General features: G+C 59.6%; 20 protein-coding genes. 12 read left to right on the top strand and 8 right to left on the bottom strand.

What is annotated here, in order from left to right; translation table 11 throughout:
- The first annotated feature begins 14 nt into the window (after nucleotides 1-14).
- Nucleotides 15-1,205 carry a carboxynorspermidine decarboxylase gene (locus tag ACGHU1_RS02400; RefSeq protein WP_390583023.1) on the top strand — a complete coding sequence of 397 codons (1,191 nt, stop codon included), beginning with the start codon at nucleotides 15-17 and terminating at the stop codon, nucleotides 1,203-1,205.
- A 9-nt stretch (nucleotides 1,206-1,214) separates the two neighbouring features.
- Here ACGHU1_RS02400 and ACGHU1_RS02395 read toward each other — a convergent pair whose 3' ends face one another.
- Nucleotides 1,215-2,183: a DUF3137 domain-containing protein gene (locus tag ACGHU1_RS02395; RefSeq protein WP_390583021.1), complete on the bottom strand. Its 969-nt coding sequence runs from the start codon at nucleotides 2,181-2,183 to the stop codon at nucleotides 1,215-1,217.
- Nucleotides 2,184-2,279: 96 nt separating this feature from the next.
- Between ACGHU1_RS02395 and ACGHU1_RS02390 the strand changes: the two genes are divergently transcribed.
- From ACGHU1_RS02390 to ACGHU1_RS02380, 3 genes are all read left to right on the top strand, one after another.
- A complete protein-coding gene (locus tag ACGHU1_RS02390; protein WP_390583019.1) occupies nucleotides 2,280-2,837 on the top strand; it encodes a LemA family protein in 558 nt (185 codons plus the stop codon).
- 152 nt (nucleotides 2,838-2,989) lie between these two features.
- Entirely contained in the window at nucleotides 2,990-4,195 is a 1,206-nt protein-coding gene (locus ACGHU1_RS02385; RefSeq protein ID WP_390583017.1) for a type III PLP-dependent enzyme, read from the top strand.
- A gap of 79 nt (nucleotides 4,196-4,274) precedes the next feature.
- Entirely contained in the window at nucleotides 4,275-5,111 is an 837-nt protein-coding gene (locus ACGHU1_RS02380) for a universal stress protein (protein ID WP_390583016.1), read from the top strand.
- A 21-nt stretch (nucleotides 5,112-5,132) separates the two neighbouring features.
- Here the strand turns inward: ACGHU1_RS02380 and ACGHU1_RS02375 are convergent, their stop codons facing one another.
- The 3 genes from ACGHU1_RS02375 to murI form a co-directional block, all read right to left on the bottom strand.
- Nucleotides 5,133-5,825, bottom strand: a complete 693-nt coding sequence (locus tag ACGHU1_RS02375) for a nitroreductase (RefSeq protein WP_390583014.1) — start codon at nucleotides 5,823-5,825, stop codon at nucleotides 5,133-5,135.
- Nucleotides 5,826-5,905: 80 nt separating this feature from the next.
- Nucleotides 5,906-7,126 carry a 5-aminolevulinate synthase gene (gene hemA / locus ACGHU1_RS02370; protein ID WP_390583012.1) on the bottom strand — a complete coding sequence of 407 codons (1,221 nt, stop codon included), beginning with the start codon at nucleotides 7,124-7,126 and terminating at the stop codon, nucleotides 5,906-5,908.
- A gap of 104 nt (nucleotides 7,127-7,230) precedes the next feature.
- Nucleotides 7,231-7,992, bottom strand: a complete 762-nt coding sequence (gene murI, locus ACGHU1_RS02365) for a glutamate racemase (RefSeq protein WP_390583010.1) — start codon at nucleotides 7,990-7,992, stop codon at nucleotides 7,231-7,233.
- A gap of 147 nt (nucleotides 7,993-8,139) precedes the next feature.
- On the opposite strand from murI, the gene plsY reads away from it, so the two are divergent.
- The 5 genes from plsY to topA all read left to right on the top strand — a co-directional run bounded on the left by plsY (nucleotide 8,140) and on the right by topA (nucleotide 13,923).
- Nucleotides 8,140-8,736 (top strand): glycerol-3-phosphate 1-O-acyltransferase PlsY, encoded by a 597-nt coding sequence (plsY, locus tag ACGHU1_RS02360; protein WP_390583008.1) that lies wholly within the window; start codon nucleotides 8,140-8,142, stop codon nucleotides 8,734-8,736.
- Entirely contained in the window at nucleotides 8,733-9,860 is a 1,128-nt protein-coding gene (gene dprA, locus ACGHU1_RS02355; RefSeq protein WP_390583006.1) for a DNA-processing protein DprA, read from the top strand. The genes plsY and dprA overlap by 4 nt, the downstream gene beginning before the upstream one ends.
- Nucleotides 9,861-9,893: 33 nt before the next feature.
- The gene (locus ACGHU1_RS02350) at nucleotides 9,894-10,610 is read left to right on the top strand and encodes a glycerophosphoryl diester phosphodiesterase membrane domain-containing protein (protein WP_390583004.1); all 717 of its coding nucleotides are present in this window, start codon (nucleotides 9,894-9,896) and stop codon (nucleotides 10,608-10,610) included.
- A 5-nt stretch (nucleotides 10,611-10,615) separates the two neighbouring features.
- Complete coding sequence (locus tag ACGHU1_RS02345) at nucleotides 10,616-11,278, top strand: hypothetical protein (RefSeq protein WP_390583002.1); 663 nt, start codon at nucleotides 10,616-10,618, stop codon at nucleotides 11,276-11,278.
- Between the two features lie 74 nt (nucleotides 11,279-11,352).
- The gene (topA, locus tag ACGHU1_RS02340) at nucleotides 11,353-13,923 is read left to right on the top strand and encodes a type I DNA topoisomerase (protein WP_390583000.1); all 2,571 of its coding nucleotides are present in this window, start codon (nucleotides 11,353-11,355) and stop codon (nucleotides 13,921-13,923) included.
- Nucleotides 13,924-14,052: 129 nt separating this feature from the next.
- Here topA and ACGHU1_RS02335 read toward each other — a convergent pair whose 3' ends face one another.
- Nucleotides 14,053-14,109 (bottom strand): hypothetical protein, encoded by a 57-nt coding sequence (locus ACGHU1_RS02335; protein ID WP_390583182.1) that lies wholly within the window; start codon nucleotides 14,107-14,109, stop codon nucleotides 14,053-14,055.
- A 528-nt stretch (nucleotides 14,110-14,637) separates the two neighbouring features.
- Here ACGHU1_RS02335 and ACGHU1_RS02330 point away from each other — a divergent pair.
- Both ACGHU1_RS02330 and ACGHU1_RS02325 read left to right on the top strand, forming a co-directional pair.
- Entirely contained in the window at nucleotides 14,638-15,045 is a 408-nt protein-coding gene (locus ACGHU1_RS02330) for a response regulator (protein WP_390582998.1), read from the top strand.
- A 47-nt stretch (nucleotides 15,046-15,092) separates the two neighbouring features.
- Entirely contained in the window at nucleotides 15,093-15,275 is a 183-nt protein-coding gene (locus ACGHU1_RS02325; protein ID WP_390582996.1) for a hypothetical protein, read from the top strand.
- Nucleotides 15,276-15,285: 10 nt separating this feature from the next.
- On the opposite strand, the gene era is transcribed toward ACGHU1_RS02325, so the two are convergent.
- Genes era through lepB form a run of 3 tightly spaced genes read right to left on the bottom strand, consistent with a single transcriptional unit; the run spans nucleotide 15,286 to nucleotide 17,707 of the window.
- Complete coding sequence (gene era / locus ACGHU1_RS02320) at nucleotides 15,286-16,194, bottom strand: GTPase Era (RefSeq protein WP_390582994.1); 909 nt, start codon at nucleotides 16,192-16,194, stop codon at nucleotides 15,286-15,288.
- Nucleotides 16,191-16,940, bottom strand: a complete 750-nt coding sequence (gene rnc, locus ACGHU1_RS02315; protein WP_390582992.1) for a ribonuclease III — start codon at nucleotides 16,938-16,940, stop codon at nucleotides 16,191-16,193. The genes era and rnc overlap by 4 nt, the downstream gene beginning before the upstream one ends.
- On the bottom strand, nucleotides 16,877-17,707 hold the full coding sequence (lepB, locus tag ACGHU1_RS02310) for a signal peptidase I (RefSeq protein WP_390582990.1): 831 nt from the start codon (nucleotides 17,705-17,707) through the stop codon (nucleotides 16,877-16,879). Before lepB ends, rnc begins: the two co-directional genes overlap by 64 nt.
- 49 nt (nucleotides 17,708-17,756) lie before the next feature.
- Between lepB and pgi the strand changes: the two genes are divergently transcribed.
- A complete protein-coding gene (gene pgi / locus ACGHU1_RS02305; RefSeq protein ID WP_390582988.1) occupies nucleotides 17,757-19,292 on the top strand; it encodes a glucose-6-phosphate isomerase in 1,536 nt (511 codons plus the stop codon).
- Nucleotides 19,293-19,382 lie beyond the last annotated feature (90 nt).

Genomic DNA, 19,382 nt, shown 5'->3' with positions numbered 1-19,382 from the left:
GACAGGACCCACACATGCAAACCAAAGCCGGTGATCCGGGCGCGTTCGCCCAGTTTGATCTTTCGCGCGTCGACAGCCCCGCTTTTGTCGTTGACGCGGCAAAGCTGCGCGCGAATTGCCAGATCCTCGCGGGTATCCGTGACGAAGCCGCGAGCGATGGTGCCAGCATCAAGGTATTCGCGGCGCTCAAGGCGTTTTCCATGTGGTCGACCGCGCACATCCTGGGCGAATACCTCGACGGGGTATCGACCAGTGGGCTGTGGGAAGCGCGGCTGGCGTCGGAGTTTTACGACGGCGAAATCGCGACCTACTCCGCCGCGTTCAAACCGGAGGAACTGGACGAGATTTGCCGCCTGTCTGAACATGTTATCTTCAATTCACCCGGCCAGATGAAACGCGCGGCGCATATTCTCGACCATGCGGCAACCACCGGCGGTGATGTGTCTGTGGGTCTGCGCATCAATCCGATGGTCGCGACTGGTGAAGTGGCGAAATACGATCCCAGCGCGCCCGGCTCGCGTCTAGGCTTCCCGCTCGACCAGTTGACCGAAGAAGCGATGGAGGGTGTGGAGGGCATTCATTTTCACAATCTGTGCGAACAGACGTTCGAACCGCTGCGCGCAACGTGGGACCGCGTGTTCGACGTGATCGAACCGTGGTTCGGCCAGCTCAAATGGATCAACATGGGCGGCGGGCACCACATCACCCGCGCCGATTATGAGCGTGATGCGCTAACCGAATTTCTGCGCGATGCCGCCGCCGATACAGGCGCGGAGATCATTATCGAGCCGGGGGAGGCCATTGCGCTCGATGCGGGCATTCTGGTCGGCACGCTGCTCGATACCGGCTTTAACGAAGTGCCCATTGGCATCACCGATATCTCCGCCACATGTCACATGCCCGATGTGCTGGAGGCACCATATCGCCCGGCAATGATGGGCGAGCTTGAAGATGAAAGCATCCCGATCCGCCTTGGCGGGCCGTCCTGCCTCGCCGGCGATGTCATCGGCGATTACCGTTTGCCCGTGCCCGCAGAGGCCGGGGCGCGCTTCGCATTCCTCGATCAGGCACATTATTCCATGGTGAAGACCAACACGTTCAACGGCGTGCAATTGCCGAGCATCTGGCTGTGGGACAGCGAAACAGACGCGCTCGAATGCGTAAAGCGGTTCGATTACGAGGATTTTCGCGGACGGCTTAGTTAAGCAGCGCGCTTAGTCCGCATCCAGTGTGCGACCGCGCTCGTTCTGGTTGATGGCAAGGGCCAGTTTGGCCAGCGCGGAGAATTGATCCGCCGCAGCTTCAACGCGCTGATGATCACCTGCTTCGTCGAGCGATCCGCTCTCAAACAGATTGCCGCTCTCGACCGCCACAATCACCTGCCCGCGTGCAAACAGGGCGCGCACCGCATCGCCGTGAAACGCCTGCTCCAGCGCGAGCAGGTGCTCAACATAGGACGGGTGGACAATCACGCGCGCCTCGACCTGATCGTCGCTCCACACCTCGAAAACGTCCTCGAACGCCGGGTGCACCTGATCGACGTAATCGAGCCGGTGGCCGCTGAACGTCACGCTATCCTTGCGCCCGCCGAGGCCCAACCATGATTTATGCTTTCCCGCGCGCTGGAGCAGGGTGGTCGAATGAAACGGGCGGCCAAAACCCATCGCGATAATGGCGCCGCGGAACACCGTGACATAGCGGCGATTTTTACCTGACCCGCGGCGCTCTCTCAGATGCGTTTCGTACAGCTGGAAAGAATGCCCCTCGACATCGCCAAACCAGCGATCCTCGAAGCTGTCGCGGTCATATCCGGGGACTAGACCGTATCGCTTGCATGCCTCGAATTCTGCACCCGGCTCGACTTCATGCTGGTATTCGATGCCAAGGCTGCGCGCGATGGCCGAATTGATCCCGACTTTGATCGCTTTCTTTGCCTCGTGGATCGGCTGATACCCGAACGCGCTGACCCCCGCGATCCCGGCAAAGCTGACAAACATGCGCCATTCGCCGAATGGGCCGAACCATAGAAATGCAAGGATCGGCAGCAAAATGATCCCGCCGAAAAACCAGCGGTTAAATGCGGTCTTTTTCGCCTTTTCGCGCATGATTGATTGATCGGACAGCCAGTCCCCCAGCTCCCCCGCCATCAATCCCTGAACATCCGCCCGCATCAATGTGGCCACCCCCGTGCCGTCTTGTCCCATCGGCGTGCTGCGCCAATGCGATCTTTTAACCTGTCCCCGTTAGTATATAGTTGCCCGGTAAAGGAGGGGCGGACAATGGGTTTTGGCGCAATCATCGTATTGGCAGTGATCGTCTTGGCGGCGGTTCTGGTCGTGGGTATCTACAACCGGCTGGTGGGTCTGCGTCAGAATGTGCGGCAGGGCGTGGCCGATATCGATGCACAATTGCGCCAGCGCCACGATCTGATCCCCAACCTGGTCGAGACGGTGAAGGGGTATGCCGGTCACGAGGCATCCACGCTGGAGGCGGTGATTTCCGCTCGCAATCAGGCTGCGAAAGGCTCGCCCTCTTCGGGTGACGAACAGGGGCTGAAGATCGCGCTGGATAACCTGCTGGCTCTCGGAGAGGCGTATCCCGATCTCAAGGCTTCGGCCAATTTTCAGGAATTGCAGCGCGAACTCGCCAATGTCGAGGACAAGCTGGCAGCGGCACGCCGCGCGCTGAATGCTGCGGTCGCGCGGTTCAACACGGCGCGTGAAAATTTCCCGGCGGTGCTCTTCGCAGGTGCGCTCGGGTTTCAGCAGGCGGATTTCCACCAGCTCGACGATAGCGAAAAGGGCACTGTCGATCAGGCACCAGCGATTTCGTTCTAAATCACGGAACTTTCACCGCGTGTATGATTTATAGTTGCGAGAGCGCGCAGCATCGCTATATGCGCGCTTCCGCTGCCCCAAGGGACACTTTTACCGCAAGGCAGCCTCAAAACCGTTTGGTTAAACGCTGAACCTTCTGGGGGTCCCTTGAATTGCACACCTACTCTGACGCCATTTCTGTAGCACGGGCGCTATCGCCCGAAGAGCCGGTCATCCTGAACCGCCCGCACGCCGCGCGCCGCGCTGCGCGTTTCTTTGTCGAGAAATTTCCCGGCAAGGTGCTGTATGCGGTCAAAGCCAATCCCGCCCCTGACCTGATCGAGGTATTGTGGGATGCAGGCGTGACGCATTACGATGTCGCCTCCATCGCAGAGGTGCGGCTGGTGCGCGGTGTCCTGCCCGATGCGAGCCTGTGCTTCATGCACCCGATCAAGACGCGCAAGGCGATCCGCGAGGCGTATTTCGAACACGGCGTCAAAACCTTCAGCCTCGACACGGCGGAGGAACTGGAAAAAATCGTAGAGACTTGCCGCGATCCCGAAACCGGTGAAGCGGCGACCGATTTGCGCCTGTGCGTGCGCATCCGGGTCTCTTCGGAATATTCGGAGCTTTCGCTCGCCAGCAAATTCGGCTGCGATCTTACCGAAGCGCCTGTGCTGTTGCAGCAGGCCCGCCAGCATTGTGATTGGCTGGGCGTGTGTTTCCACGTCGGCAGCCAGGCGATGACGCCGTTCGCATTCGTGCAGGCGCTGGATCGCACCCGCGCCGCGATTGCAGAGGCCAGCGTGGTCATCGACATGATCGATGTGGGCGGAGGCTTTCCTAGTATCTATCCCGGGATGGAGCCGCCCCCGCTCGATGATTATTTCGCGATCATCCACCAGCATTTCTACGCGCTGCCAATCGCTTATAACGCAGAGCTGTGGTGCGAGCCGGGCCGGGCGCTGTGCGCGGAATACAGCTCCATGATCGTGCGGGTCGAGAAACGGCGCGGCGATGAGCTGTACATCAATGATGGAGCCTACGGCGCGCTATACGATGCCGCGCACGTGGCTTGGCGTTTCCCCGTGAACGCACTGGAGGAGGATTTGCGCGATCCGCTGGAGGATTTCGCGTTTTACGGACCGACCTGCGATGACGCCGATTACATGGCAGGCCCGTTCCCGCTTCCCGGCGATATCAAAGCTGGCGATTACATCGAAATCGGTATGCTGGGCGCATACGGCGCGGCGATGAAAACCGGCTTTAACGGGTTTGGCGATGCCGAATGCGTCGTTGTGACAGACGAACCTATGCTGAGCTTGTTCAACGGAACCCGTGTGCGCGAACCGAGTGATAATGTGGTCTCGCTAAGATAAGCGGCCTGACGCACAAAGCTATTGAGAAACATTTGCAGCTTATGATACACAATCTCCCTGTCAGTCGGGGAGAGATGCGATGTCATGGGATGTTATCGTCGTTGCCACAGATTTCAGCTCACGCGGGGATCGGGCGATTGATCGCGGTAAACAATTGAGCGAACGGACCGGCGCAAAGCTGCGCTTCGTCCATGCAACTAATCTTCCTGAAGATGATTCACCCGACATTGCGGAGCTTAATCGCAAGATGCGTGAGGCGACTGGGGCTGATCCGCTATCAGAAGCGGTCGAATTTGAATTCGTGTCCGGCTCGCCGCCCAAAGCGATCGCAAATGCCTGTATGGTCGATGACGTATCGATGCTGGTCATTGGCCCAGCGCGCTACAATTCCATTGGCGATTACCTGCTGGGCACAGCGGTGGATTACGTCCTGCGTAACACCGAAAAGCCCGTATTGGTGACGAAAAACCGGGCGCACGGCCCCTATAGCCACATCGTTGCGGGCACGGATTTCTCGGAGGGGTCGGAGTTTGCAATCCTGACCGCAGCCCGGATGTTCCCGGACGCAGAGATGCATCTCATCCACGGCTGGCACGTGCCATTTCAGGCGTTTCAGAAAGACCAATATGTCGCCGACGAGATAGAAAGCGCCGAGCGGTCGAACATGGAAGAATTCATCAGCGCGCTTGCCGTGAAAGAACCGCGGCTAGGCGGGGTCACATTCGATCTGGTCAAGGGCGGGCCGACCGTCGCGATGCGCCGCGGGCTAGAAACCGTGCCCGATGCCCTCGCCGTGATCGGCAGTCACGGAGCAAGCGGGTTCGAACAAGCGACTATCGGCAGCGTGACGAGTGACCTGCTGCGCTGCATCGAGGCCGATACGCTGGTTGTGAACACAAAAGGCGCAGTGGCCTGACCAAGAGATGCGCGGCCCAGGCTATTCGAACCCCACAAACCGCGCCGCCTCGTCCACGCTTTTACGCTCGCTGACCACTGCGTTTGCGGGGAAATCGGGGTCGGGCCAGCCGAGTGCGATTGCTTTCATGATGACCTGATCGTCCGGCACTCCGGCGTGTTCGCGCACCACCGGGCTTTGCATGATCCCTTGCGAATTGATGACACAGCCAAGCCCGCGTGACCATGCCGCGTTGACGAGCGCGGTGGTGACCGCGCCGCAATCAAATGCGGTGTCATCGCTGGTGCCGAGTTCCCGGTCATAGGTGACGATCACGCAGACTGGCGCGTCAAACTGGCGGAAACCGCGCAGCACCCAGTCCTGGCGTTTTTCCTTGTCATCGCGCTCTATGCCCATCGCGCCGAACAGCTGTTTTGCCACGCCGATCTGGCGTTCGCGGTGGATGCCGGCAAATGGCTCCCCGCGCCGAAATTCGCGGCTGTCTGGCTCGCCAGCAAGGATACGCTCGGTGTTGCCCTTGCGGATGCGGTCCAGCGGCTCCCCGGTGATGACGTGGAAATGCCATGGCTGCGTGTTCATACTGGTGGGAGATCGCATCGCGAGCGTCAGCACTTCCTCGATCAGCGCGCGCGGAACCGGCTTGTCGAGATAGCCTCTGATTGAACGCCGCCCGAGGACAACTTCATCGTATTTCTGGTCTGCATTGCCGCTCACAAGTCTCTCCTGATGTCACGTTTGATGACAGCAGCTAGCGCAGCTTTGCGTGATAACAAAGGACGCTAGGGCGGCGGCGGTCATGCAGCTTCGGCCAGATCCATTTCGAGCCGGTCCCAGATTTCGACCAGCGCGTCTGTCAGTTCATCCATCATCACTTCGGTGTGATGGGGGCCGGGGGTGAATCGCAGCCGCTCCGTGCCGCGCGGCACGGTCGGGAAATTGATCGGCTGCACATAGACGCCGTATTCCGCCAGAAGAATATCGCTGATTTTCTTTGCGTGCACTGGATCGCCGACCATCAATGGGACGATGTGCGTGGTTGAATCCATCACTGGCAAACCGGCTTCGGCGAATTTCAGTTTGAGCATTGCGGCGGCCTGTTGCTGCGCATTGCGCTCGATGCTGGAGGATTTGAGGTGTTTTACCGAGGCAAGCACACCTGCCACCAGCACCGGCGAAAGCGATGTGGTGAAGATGAAACCCGGAGCATAGGAGCGGATGCAGTCGATCACGCGGGTATCGGCCGCGATGTAACCGCCCATCACGCCGAACGCTTTGCCCAGTGTGCCTTCGATAATGTCGATCCGGTGCGCCGCGCTGTCCCGCTCTGAAATGCCGCCGCCATGTTCGCCGTACATGCCCACGGCGTGCACTTCGTCGATATAGGTGAGGGCGTTGTATTTTTCGGCAAGGTCGCAGATCGCGTGGATCGGGGCGACATCGCCTTCCATCGAATACACGCTTTCAAATGCGATGACTTTTGGCGTTTCCGCAGGTTCGGCGGCCAGCATCTGCTCGAGATGCGCCATGTCATTGTGACGGAAAATCCGCTTTTCGCAGCCCGAATTGCGAATGCCGGCAATCATGCTGGCGTGGTTCAGCGAGTCGGAGAAGATGACGCAGCCGGGCAGCAATTTGCCCAGCGTGGAAAGCGTCGCATCGTTGGACACGTATCCGCTGGTAAAGGTAAGCGCGCCTTCTTTGCCATGCAGCTGGGCAAGCTCGCGCTCCAGCTCGACATGAAGATGCGTGTTGCCGCCGATATTGCGGGTGCCGCCGGAACCCGCGCCAACATCATGCAGCGCCTCTTCCATCGCGCCGATGACTTTTTCATGCTGGCCCATGCACAGGTAATCGTTCGAGCACCACACGGTGATCGGTTTAGGGCCGTTATGGCCGTGAAAACAGCGCGCATTGGGATAGGCGCCCTTGTTCCGCATGATGTCGATGAAGACGCGGTAACGACCTTCTTCATGCAGTCGGTCAATCGCGGAATCGAAAATTTTATCGTAATTCACGTGCGCTCTCGTCGGCAGTGCGGCGTTAGGAACCGCGTTCAACAGCGACGAAATAGGCAATCGGTTCCCTGTTTGCCACCGCGATCTTTGCGATTCGCTCGCAGTTAAAACTGATCGAGTTGATCGAGCCCGTATTTTTTGAGGTGTTTCCTCACCGGTTCCATGCCCGAAGCGCCCGAATCGCCTGTGACAATCGCGCGGTCCGGACAAGCGCGGGCGAAAGGCTGTCCATCGGTCAACGCCGCGATCTGGCGGGCAATCCCTTCTGCCCCGTGAACAAAGCGGACCTGCGGGCCGAATATCTGCGCCAGCTCCTCCTCGAGCAAAGGGAAGTGGGTGCAGGCAAGGACGACCGTGTCGATCTCTCCGCCGCGCGGCGCATCGAGCAGTCCTGCTGCGGCGCGGCGCACGTCATCCAACGCGATGGCCCGGCCTGCAATCTTTGCCTCGGCAAGGTCGACCAGTGCCGGCGCGGCGCAGCGCAGCAGCACGGCATCGGCGGCAAATTGCTGTTCCAGCCGGTCAACATAGGGCTGGCGAACCGTCGCCGCCGTGCCGAGGAGGCCGATCACGCCAGTCTGCGTCAGCTTCGCCGCAGGCTTGATCGCGGGCACCGTCCCGACAATCGGGATTTCCAGCACATCGCGGACCATGCCCAGCGCAATTGTGCTGGCTGTATTGCAGGCGATGCAGATCAGGCGCGGGCGATACCGTTCGGCCATGCGCCCCAGCAACCCGCAAACGCGCGCTGCGACCTCTGCCTCCGTCTTCGTCCCATAAGGCAGGCCCGCCAGATCGGCCGCGTATATCACCGGAGCATCCGGCAAAACCTCGCGCAATTCAGCCAATACGGTAAGGCCGCCCATGCCTGAATCGAAGAGGAGGATAGGGGAAGAAGGGTCTGAAATGGCTATAATTGTCCGCTGTAAACTTGCCGCGCTGCGGTCTATTACTTAGGCAACGGCAAAAGGAAAGCGGGCGTTTGACCGTCCGCGCAGCACATTGGGGTCATCATGGAACCGTTATTCGCCGCATTGCTCGGCTATCTTGCAGGCTCGATACCCTTTGGCTTGCTGCTGACCAAGGCGGCAGGGCTGGGCGATGTGCGCAGCATTGGCAGCGGCAATATCGGCGCGACCAATGTGCTGCGGACGGGGAATAAAGGGCTGGCGGCGGGCACATTGCTGCTCGACCTCGTAAAAGGTTTCGCGCCCGTTTTCGCCGCCGGATTGATTTGGGCGGGCGATAACAGCGACGTGGCAAAGGCGTTTGCTGCGGGCGGCGCGGTGCTTGGGCATTGTTTTCCCGTTTGGCTCGGTTTCAAAGGCGGCAAGGGCGTGGCCACCAATGCCGGCGTTGCGTTCGGCCTCGCGTGGCCGCTGGGCCTTGTTTATGCGCTGATCTGGGTTTCGATGCTGGCGATATTCCGCATTTCCTCGCTCGCCGGGATGAGCGCGGTTATCGCTGCCGCTGCTGCCGCTCCGCTGTTTGGCTTTCCGCAGTTTTTCCCCGTTCTGGCCGCGATTGCCGGATTAATCGTCTATCTCCACCGCGAAAACATCGCCCGCCTGACGAAGGGTGAGGAACCGAAGGTCGGCAGCAAAAAGTGAACGCGCCAGCCGCAACAGGACTATCGCAGGCAGAGGCATTTGCGCGCATTCGCCTGCTGCGATCGCCCAATATCGGGCCGGTCAGTTATGCCAAACTGCTTGCGCGGTTCGGCACGGCGGTAGAGGCGCTGGAGGCACTGCCCGACCTCGCGGCGCGCGGAAAATCGCCGTATAAAGCCGCACCTGCCGATCGGATTGAGCGCGAGGTGGGCGCTGTGCGTCAAGCGAGCGCGCGCTATCTGTTTCACGATCAGGCGGATTATCCCGCTTTGCTGGCAGAGCTGGAAAGCGCGCCGCCCATCGTAACCTGCCGCGGCCAGCTGGAATTGGCGAGCGAGCCGTGCGTCGCCATGGTTGGCGCGCGCAATGCCAGCGCGGCGGCTGTCAAACTGGCACGCGAATTCGCCGCCGAACTTTCGCAAGCGGGCTTTACCGTTGTCTCCGGGCTAGCGCGCGGCATCGACGGAGCAGCGCATGAGGGTGCATTTCCGCGCACCATCGGCGTCATCGCGAGCGGCATCGACATTGCCTATCCGCCGCAGCACTCCGATTTGCAGGAGCGGATTGCAAACGAGGGGCTGCTGATCGCAGAACAGCCGCCGGGCACCGAGCCGCGCGGGCGGCATTTCCCCAGTCGCAATCGCATTATCGCAGGTCTGGCAAGCGGAACGCTGGTGGTAGAGGCTGCGCCCAAATCGGGCACGCTCATCACCGCGCGGCTGGCGGGCGAAGCGGGACGCGAGGTTATGGCGATACCCGGATCGCCGCTCGACACCCGCTCGCTCGGCTGCAACCAGCTGATCCGCGACGGGGCGGTGTTGGTGCAAAGCCCGGAAGAAGTGATTGAATTGCTGCAAAGTTTTACCGGCGCACCGCGGTCCACGTTCCGGGTGGCGGAGGATGCTGCCAATTTCGATTACAGCGAACTGGCGGAGGCCGATCCGCTGGAGGGAGCCGAAGCGATAGAAGGGCTGCTTTCTACAGCCCCCATCGCGATTGATGAACTGATCCGCCAATCGGGTGCGAGCCCCTCAGCCGTGCACATGGCCCTGCTCGAGCTGGAAATTACCGGGGAACTTGAACGACATACAGGTGGACTGATCAGCCTGACCAAGGCAGTCTGACAGATAAGGGATCAAGCAGGGGCGAACCGGAAAATGAATGAACAAGCAACGCTCGGCAATTTGCTGAACCAGACCGTGGAAGAGATCCGCGAAAATGCCAGGGCGATTGGCATTTTTCTGGCCATGTGGATTCCGATTGGCGCGATAACCACCTATATTGATCCCTCTTCGAGCAACGCGATGGGTTTCGGGTTTGGCTTCATGCTGACCGAAAGCCTGATGGCGAAGGGCATTCTCGCCGTGATCGTGGTGATTGCATCGACCATTGCCGGTGTGGTGCTGTTATACTGGCTGCTTGCAGCCATCGTCCGTCAGACAATTTCGCCCGGTTTCGACAGGTTCTGGCCGTGGTTCGGTATCTATCTTTTGTCCTCCATCGGGATCGTGTTTGGATTTTTAATCCTGATCGTGCCCGGCATAATCCTCGCCATACGTTGGGTCATGGTTTTGCCGCTGGTCGTGGAAGCCGACACGCCTGCGATGGATACATTCGGGGAAAGCTGGAACAGGGTGCGCGGGTATTCCTGGTCGATCCTTGGCGCGGCGCTGATCCTCTTCGTCGGAGTGCTGATTATAAGCTCGGTCATTGGCGGGGCGTTCGCGTTGGCAGACCAGCTCACATCAATTCCTGGCGTAATTGCGGTCGCCGTGGCGGATGGCATTTCGACCGTCCTGTTCATCGCGTTTCCGGTCGCGGTGTACCGGTTGCTGCATAACAATGCCGATGAACTGGCCGAGGTCTTTGAGTAGCGATCTTGGGTCCGCTAACCCTCGCAGACATTCATGATGAACAGCTGCGGCTTGCAAAAGCAGGTAGCGCGTATCTGATCGGTTATGTTTTAATCTACACCGCGACATATTCGGTTTTCGATATCTATTTTTACGATGCCGACGCGGCCAACCTTATCCTGACCATTGTTATGTGGGGACTGGGTTTTGCGCTCTTGGTCGGTGTGATGAAGGCGGGCGGTCTCCTTGTCCATGGGATGCGAAGCGGGCTTGGCACCTATTTCGGGCTTGGCCTTTTGATCAGTTTTGCGGTTACTTTCGGCCTGTTCTTACTGCTACTGCCCGGACTGTATCTGATGATGCGTTGGCTCTCCGCCTACGCGCGGGCTGTCACCACTGATGAAGGGGCTGTTGCCGCGATGCGGTGGAGCTGGCACGCGTCGCAGCCCGCCCAAATGCCGCTCTCAATCGCGTTGTTGCCGCCGGTCGCGATTCATTTCGCGGCCTTTGGCGCACTCTTCACTGCCGTTCCCGATGCCGGATCTGCCGTGGATGCTGGCGGCGCGCTAATCCTTATCGCCGTGAATGCCGCGATTTATATTGCATCGGCATGGCTGACATTGCTGGGCGTTGCGGTATATGGCCTGCAATCAGGGCAGATGGATCAACTCATCGACACCCTTGAATGACCACTTGACGGCGCGCGGGCCCCGATCCCACTCTCGCGCGTACGTACACGTGTAGGGACATAGACCGGACCATCATGCAGCTTGTTATTGTTGAATCGCCGGCCAAGGCGAAGACTATCGAGAAATATCTGGGCAAGGATTTCAAGGTTCTGGCCAGTTACGGCCACGTTCGCGATTTGCCGCCAAAGGATGGCAGCGTGCGGCCCGATGAAGACTTCGCGATGGATTGGGAATTATACCGCGACAAGCAAAAGCGGTTCAAGGAGATCAGCGACGCGGCCAAGGATGCCGACCGGCTGGTTCTCGCGACCGACCCCGACCGCGAAGGCGAAGCGATTAGCTGGCACGTCCAGGAATTGTTGCGAAAGCGTAAGAACCTTCCGGCCAAGGTGGACCGGGTCACATTCAACGCGATCACCAAATCCGCCGTCACCGAGGCGATGAAGTCTCCCCGCGAACTCGATCAGCCGCTGATTGATGCATATCTGGCGCGCCGTGCGCTCGATTATCTGTTCGGATTTACTCTCTCGCCCGTTCTGTGGCGCAAGCTGCCCGGTGCCAAATCGGCAGGCCGCGTCCAGTCTGTTGCGCTGCGTCTGATTGTTGACCGTGAGCGTGAGATCGAGGCTTTCCGGGCGGATGAATACTGGTCGGTGCTCGCGAAATTGCAGCATGACGGGACAGCCTTCGATGCGCGATTGGTGCGGTACAAGGGCGAAAAGCTGGAAAAGCTGAGCCTTGGCAATGAGGGCGCCGCGATGGAGGCGAAAGCTGCTGTCGAGGCAGGGCGCTTCACCGTCGAGGGCGTCGAAACCAAACCGCTGAAACGCAACCCCGCGCCGCCATTCACGACATCGACAATGCAGCAAGAGGCTTCGCGCAAGCTCGGATTTTCCGCGAGCCACACAATGCGGCTGGCGCAGTCGCTGTATGAAGCGGGCGCGATCACCTACATGCGTACCGACGGTGTGCAGATGGACATGAGCGCGATCATGGCTGCGCGCGATGCGATATCGGAACGGTTCAGCGATGACTACCGCCCTGAAAAGCCGCGCTTCTATTCGACCAAGGCCAAGAACGCACAGGAAGCACACGAAGCGATCCGTCCGACCAATTTCAGCCGTGACAAGGTTGGGTCAGGGGACGAGGCAAAGCTGTATTCGCTGATTTTCAAGCGCGCGATGGCGAGCCAGATGGCCGCCGCCCAGCTAGAACGCACCACCGTCACCCTGCGCGAGGCGACCGGCCAGCATGAACTGCGCGCCAATGGCCAGGTCGTCAAATTCCCTGGTTTCTTCGCGGTCTATCAGGAAGGCTTCGATGACAAGTCTGATGATGATGAAGACGGCCTGCTGCCCGCGATGAAGGACGGCGATGTGCCGGCGAAAAACGAAGTTGAGGCGAACCAGCACTTTACCCAGCCGCCGCCCCGTTTCTCCGAAGCGAGCCTCGTCAAGCGGCTGGAAGAATTGGGCATCGGACGCCCATCGACCTATGCCTCTACCATCCAGACGGTGCGCGACCGCGATTATGTGCGGATGGAGAAAAGCCGGTTTCACGCCGAGGAAAGCGGACGTTTGCTCACGGCGTTTCTCGAACGGTTTTTCCCGACATATGTCGCCTATGATTTCACCGCCGGAATGGAGGAGGAGCTGGACGTCGTTTCGGACGGGCGCGAGGAATACAAGACCTTGCTCGCCAAGTTCTGGAAAGACTTCAAACCCAAGACCGAAGAGGTCATGGAAAAGCTGCCGAGCGAAGTCACCGAGGTGCTCGACGAATACCTTTCCGACTATCTCTTCCCGCCGCGCGAAGACGGCAAGGATGCCCGTTTCTGCCCGCTTTGCGAGCAGGAAGGGCGCGAGGGCGGCAAGCTCAACCTGCGCGGGGGCCGATTTGGTGCGTTTGTCGCGTGCCAGAACTATCCCGAATGCAAATACACGCGCCGTTTCGCACAGCCGGGCGCGGACGGCGAAGATCCTGCCGAGGACGGCCTGATGGGCACGCACCCCGAAACAGGCGCGGAAATCCACCGCAAGTCGGGCCGGTTCGGCCCCTATGTCGAGATGGAGGTCGATGAGAAGAAACAGCGCGCCTCTATCCCCAAAGACCTCGACGATTTCGATCTGGAATGGGCGATCAAGCTGCTCGACCTGCCGCGTATTGTTGGCGCGCACCCAGAAACTGGCAAGGAAATTGAGGCAGCCATCGGCCGTTACGGCCCCTATCTGCGTCACGATGGCAAATACGCCAAACTGCAATCCACCCGCGATGTCTTCGACACCGGTATGAACGCTGCGGTCACGATGCTGGCCGAGGCGGCGAACCGGAAAGGTGGCTCTCGAGGTAAGGCTGAACCGATCAAGACGCTGGGCGAACACCCGACCAGCGGCGGCGAGATCAAGGTTATGCCGGGCCGCTATGGCCCTTACGTGACCGACGGCACTGTCAACGCGACGATCCCTAAAGATGTGAAGCCGGAAGATATCGAGGCGGCGCAGGCGATCGAGCTGATCGACGCGCGCGCGGCGAAAGGACCGGCAAAGAAAAAGGGCAAAAAAGCGCCTGCAAAGAAAAAGGCACCCGCAAAGAAAACCGCCGCCAAGAAGAAACCGGCCGCCAAGAAAGCGGCTCCGGCGAAGTAAGCCGAAACCTTGGATTAACCAGTTCTATAATCTTGGTTTTCACGCTGATACGTTCGTAAATCGTCAAGCATTGGCTCGTAATATGTCCTTATGGAATCGAGGACATTGCCACGTGATTGAAATCGAAGTTCAGAACGAGACCCACCAGAACCAGGCGCGCGTCCGCTTTGCGGCGGTACCGCGCATCGGTGAAGGGCTGCGCCTGCGCGAACCGGACGGGATGTGGGCTAGCTATGATGTCATCGATGTGTGGTATCAGAAAGCTGAATTTGGTGATGTCTGGATGCCCTATTTGCACGTTCGGATGACCCCCGGCGAAGGCGCTAGTGAGCCGGTGCTGGACGACATGACGCGCGATACATCGCACGACGAGGATTCCGGACACGACCTACGCGGCGAAGACCAGTTCGCCACGCTCGGAGGGGAGCACGAACCATTCAAAATCTGATCAAACGCAATGCAGGGCCAAACCGCAACCGGCACCTTGGCGAAGGCAAGAGCCTTGCCGAACGTCTGACCCAGGCGCGTTCGCAGACGGCGGCTGATGAAGCCGATGCCAAAGCCACTTCTGCTTCCAAATCTGCGCCGGACACCGCGCATGCGCCAGATGCGTCTCCCGAGGCTGTCAGACAGGCCGAAGAGGCAATTGCGCGCGCCCCTAAACCCGATCCCGCCAACGGGCAGACCGAAAGTATAGTCGCCGCTGCAAAGGTCATGCGCGACCGTTTCGGTGATGATGGCGCTCGGAAAGACGCCGCGCAAATCTGCCTGATCGTCGATGACAGCCGCGTGATCCGCAAGGTTTCATCGAAGATCGCGAAAAGTCTGGGCTATGTCCCGGTCGAAGCGGAAAACGGCGAAGAGGCGCTTGCCCAGTGTAAGAAAGCGATGCCGGCCATCGTGCTTACCGACTGGAACATGCCGGAAATGGACGGGATCGAATTCGTCACCCAATTGCGCTCCATTCCAACGCCGAAAGAACCCATCGTGATCTTCTGCACTTCCAACGGAGAGGCAAAGGACATCCACGAAGGCATTGGCGCGGGCGCAGACGATTATATCGTCAAGCCATTTGATGAGGGCGCGCTGAAAGCCAAGCTGGAAAAGCTGGGCGGCAATTAGCGCCGATTGCGCTCGCCATGGCGGATGCAACGCCCTAGGCCGCGCTGATGAGCAAAGAACATTTTGAGCGCCACAAACAACCATGGAATGCGGAGGAAGCCGGGCGGTTGAGGCTACTCGCCTCCAAAGGGCAGGGCCTGAAACAGATCGCAAAAGCGCTGAACCGCAGCGAAGATTCGACCAAGAATTTCGCCAAACAGCAGAAGATCAAGATCGCTAAAAAGCGTTAGGGCCGGAGCCTCACTTCACCCAGTCGAGGCCCATTTCCTCGAAGACTTCCTTGTCATCGCTCCAGCCTTCGCTGACTTTGACGTGTAGGAACAGGTGCACCTTTACGCCCAAGATTTCCGCCAGTTCGGCGCGCGCAGCTTCGCCGATCGCTTTGATTTTCTGACCACCTTTGCCCAGCACGATCGGTTTCTGACTATCGCGGGCGATCACGATTTGCTGCCGCACTTCGACACTGCCGTCAGGCCGCACGGTGTAGCTTTCCGGGCGCACTGCGGCATCATAGGGCAGCTCTTCGTGCAGCTGGGCGTAGACCTGCTCACGCGTAATTTCAGCGGCCAGCAGGCGCTCCGATGCGTCGGAAACCTGATCTTCGGGATACATCCACGGACCTTCGGGCATCACCTTTGCCAGCGCCTCTTTTATTTCAGGCACACCGTCGCCCGTTAGCGCGGAGATAAAGAAAATCTCTTCGAATTCGGCCAGCGCCGACAATTCCTCTGCGAGCGCGAGGAGCGGCTCTTTCTTTGCCTTGTCGACTTTGTTGAGGATCAGAATTTTCTTCTCAGGCCGCTTCGACAGCGCCTCCAGAAGCGGCATCAGTTCGTGGCGGCGCTGTTTGATCGGATCGACCAGCAGGACAATCGCGTCGGCGCTGTCTGCGCCTTCCCATGCGGCGCTGACCATGGCGCGGTCCAGCCTGCGTTTTGGCTCGAAAATACCGGGCGTATCGACCAGGATCATCTGCACCGTTCCGTATAGCGCGATGCCCAGCATCCGCGCGCGCGTCGTCTGCGCCTTGGCACTGGTGATCGCGACCTTTTGGCCGACCAGCTGATTGACCAAAGTTGATTTGCCCGCATTGGGCGCGCCGATAATCGCGACCACGCCGCATTGTGCTGGCGCCTGTTCCAAACTCACCCGAATTTCTCCAAAAATACTTTTGCAGCGTGCTTTTCAGCCTCGCCCTTGCTCGTGGCGACGCCTTCGGCTTCGCCCACTCCGTGAATGCTTACCTTGACGGTGAAACTGGCGGCGTGGTCCGGTCCGCTGCGATCCGTCACTTCGTATTTGGGCATGGCGCGGCGATTGCCTGCGGCCCATTCCTGCAGCGCGCTTTTCGGATGCTTTGCTTTGCCCGCATCGCCGTCCAGTTCGCCTTGCCAGAGGCGGTAGATGAGCGCGCGTGTCGTATCGAAGCCGTGTTCGACAAAGCTTGCCCCGATCAGCGCCTCCATCACATCGCCAAGGATATTGTTGCTGTCGGCCCCGCCATCCTCGCGTGCCTGCTTGCCCAGCCTTATATGGTCGGGAAGGCCGATATTGCGGGCAATGCGCGCGCAGGTCGCCCCGCTGACGAGCGCGTTGAGGCGCTGGGAAAGTTTGCCTTCGGGTGCGTCGCCCGCGCTGTAAAGCCAGCTCGCTACGGCCAGCCCCAGCACGCGGTCGCCCAGAAATTCTAGCCGCTGGTAATCCCGCTCGCTGATGTCGCTGGCCCCGCCGTTAAAGCTACCATGTGTCAGCGCCTCCAGCCACGGTGCCTCTGAACTGACGGAAAATCCGTGCTCTTCCAGCCACAGCCGCGTTTCGGGGGTGAGCGCGGTCACAGCACGGTTCCGATCCGGCCCCAGCGCGCGGCTGTAAACCAGGTCCACGGCTTCAGCCATTCGGCGCTGCCATCGGTCGACCACATGATGATCGAAGCCTCACCCACAAGGCTGTCCTGCGAGACGATGCCGACTGCATCGCCCGACATCGCTTCGAACCGGCTGTCGCGCGAATTGTCGCGGTTATCGCCCATCACGAACATGTGACCTTCGGGAATAGTTGCAGCGCTGAACGTGTCGCCTTGCGTCAGCCCGAAATCGAGCACCGGGATGGTTCTGCCGCCGGGCAGCGTTTCTTCGAATTGGCTGTATCGGCACACGGCCGTTCCATCACCGCTTACGGCCTCTTCGCCGCCCCACGCACATGTCGTGTTTTGAGAAATCGGAATGTCAAATTCGCCCACTGCGCGGCGCGGGACCAGTTCGCCGTTCAGCGCGATCTGCCCGCCAAGGATGGCCACCGTGTCACCTGGCAGGCCGATCACCCGTTTGATATAATCGGTGTTGTCGATGGGGTGTTTGAAGATGACGAGATCGCCGCGCTCGGGCTCCCTTGCAAAGATGCGCCCTTGCGGCAGGCCAGCGTCAAACGGCAGCGAATTGCCGGAAAAGCCATAGGACCACTTTGCTGCCAGCAGGTAATCCCCGTTCCAAAGGCGCGGCAACATGCTTTCCGACGGAATCGAAAAGGGAGAGAAGACCAGAGTTCGGAAAAGGAACACCACAACGACCAATTTCAGCAGGAAAAACGCAAAGCTGCCCCAGCTTTCGCCGGACGCATTTTCGTCCGATTGCGTCAAAGTCGCAGATTGGGTCTTAACATCCATCGCCCGCCCCCTTACTCGCACACACTGAACGCGCAAAGGGGTTTGCTGCATGGCTTCCGATACTCACAATGAAATCTGGTCCCGTCTCAATGATTTGCCGCAGCCTACGCTGGCGCAATTGTTCGATGCAGATGCCGACAGAGTGGCCAAGCTGAGCCAGCGGTTCGAGTTTGAGATCCCCGGCCACGGGACCAATGGCATGTTGCTCGACTGGTCCAAGACGCATCTCGATGATGACGTACTGTCCGCGTTTGAGGAGCTGGTCGAAGCGAGCGGTTTTGGGGCCGCACGCGATGCCATGTTCGATGGCGGGATCGTGAACCCGACAGAGGGGCGGCCTGCGACACACGGCGCGATGCGGGGCAGCGGCACCGAAACACAGGTCGAAGAGGCAGAGGCATTGCTGGCGCGCATGGGCATGCTGGTGGAGGCAATCCACCAGGGCGCGCTGGGTGAGGTAAAGCATCTTATCCATATCGGGATCGGCGGATCGGCGCTTGGCCCGGACCTTGCCGTGGATGCTTTGACCCGCGACCTGGCGTTGGTGGACGTGCATGTCGTCTCTAATATAGACGGACTGGCGTTGGAGCAGGCGTTTGCTGGCTGTGACCCGCACGCGACATTGATTGCTGTCGCATCGAAGACATTCACCACGACGGAGACGATGACCAACGCCGCGAGCGCGCTGAAATGGCTTGCGGACGAAGGGGTGACCGACCCGACTGGCCGCGTCATAGCATTGACCGCGAACCCGGAACGGGCGGTAGAATGGGGCGTCGATGAAACACGGATACTCCCTTTCCCCGAAAGTGTCGGAGGGCGGTATTCGCTTTGGTCAAGCATCGGCTTTCCGGTTGCGATGGCGGTCGGCATGGATGATTTCCGCGCCTTCCTTGCCGGCGCCCACGCAATCGACACACATTTCCGCGATACCGAAGGGCGCGCAAACGCTCCGCTGCTCGCCGCCTTTGCCGATCAGTATTACACGCGGGTTCGCGGCTGCCAGACGCGCGCGGTGTTCGCCTATGATGAACGGCTGGCGCTGTTCCCCGATTACCTCCAGCAGCTGGAAATGGAATCGAACGGCAAAAGCGTGACCGCCGATGGCAATCCGGTAAGCGGACCGACAGCGCCTGTGACATGGGGCGGTGTGGGGACCGATGCGCAGCATGCGGTGTTCCAGCTGCTACACCAGGGTACGCACCTGATCCCGGTCGATTTTATTGCCAGCATTGCTCCGGGGGACGAGCTTGACCCGGCCCACCATAAGGCACTCCTTATGAATTGCCTTGCACAGGGTGCGGCGCTGATGGCGGGGCAGCACTCCGACGATCCGGCGCGCTCTTACGAAGGCGACCGGCCCTCCGCGATATTCCTCGTCGATGACCTCGATCCAGCGATGCTGGGCGCATTGATTGCGTTTCATGAGCATCGCACTTTCGCCAACGCAGTGCTGATGGGGATAAATCCGTTTGACCAATTTGGCGTTGAGCTTGGCAAATCCATCGCGAAACAGCTTGATTCAGGCGAGGGTCAGTTTGATCCGTCTACAACGGCACTCATGGAAGCAGCGGGTCTGCTGTAACGGACCCGATTCTCTTAACGCGCCTTAACCGTGTTTCACGGGCTTGGATTTATCTGAGGTGCCTTCGCAAGATTATTCCAACCCAGCGCG

Source organism: Erythrobacter sp. MTPC3 (assembly GCF_042854385.1).
Classification (GTDB): Bacteria; Pseudomonadota; Alphaproteobacteria; order Sphingomonadales; family Sphingomonadaceae; genus Erythrobacter.
This window is presented reverse-complemented; position numbering and strand designations above follow the sequence as displayed.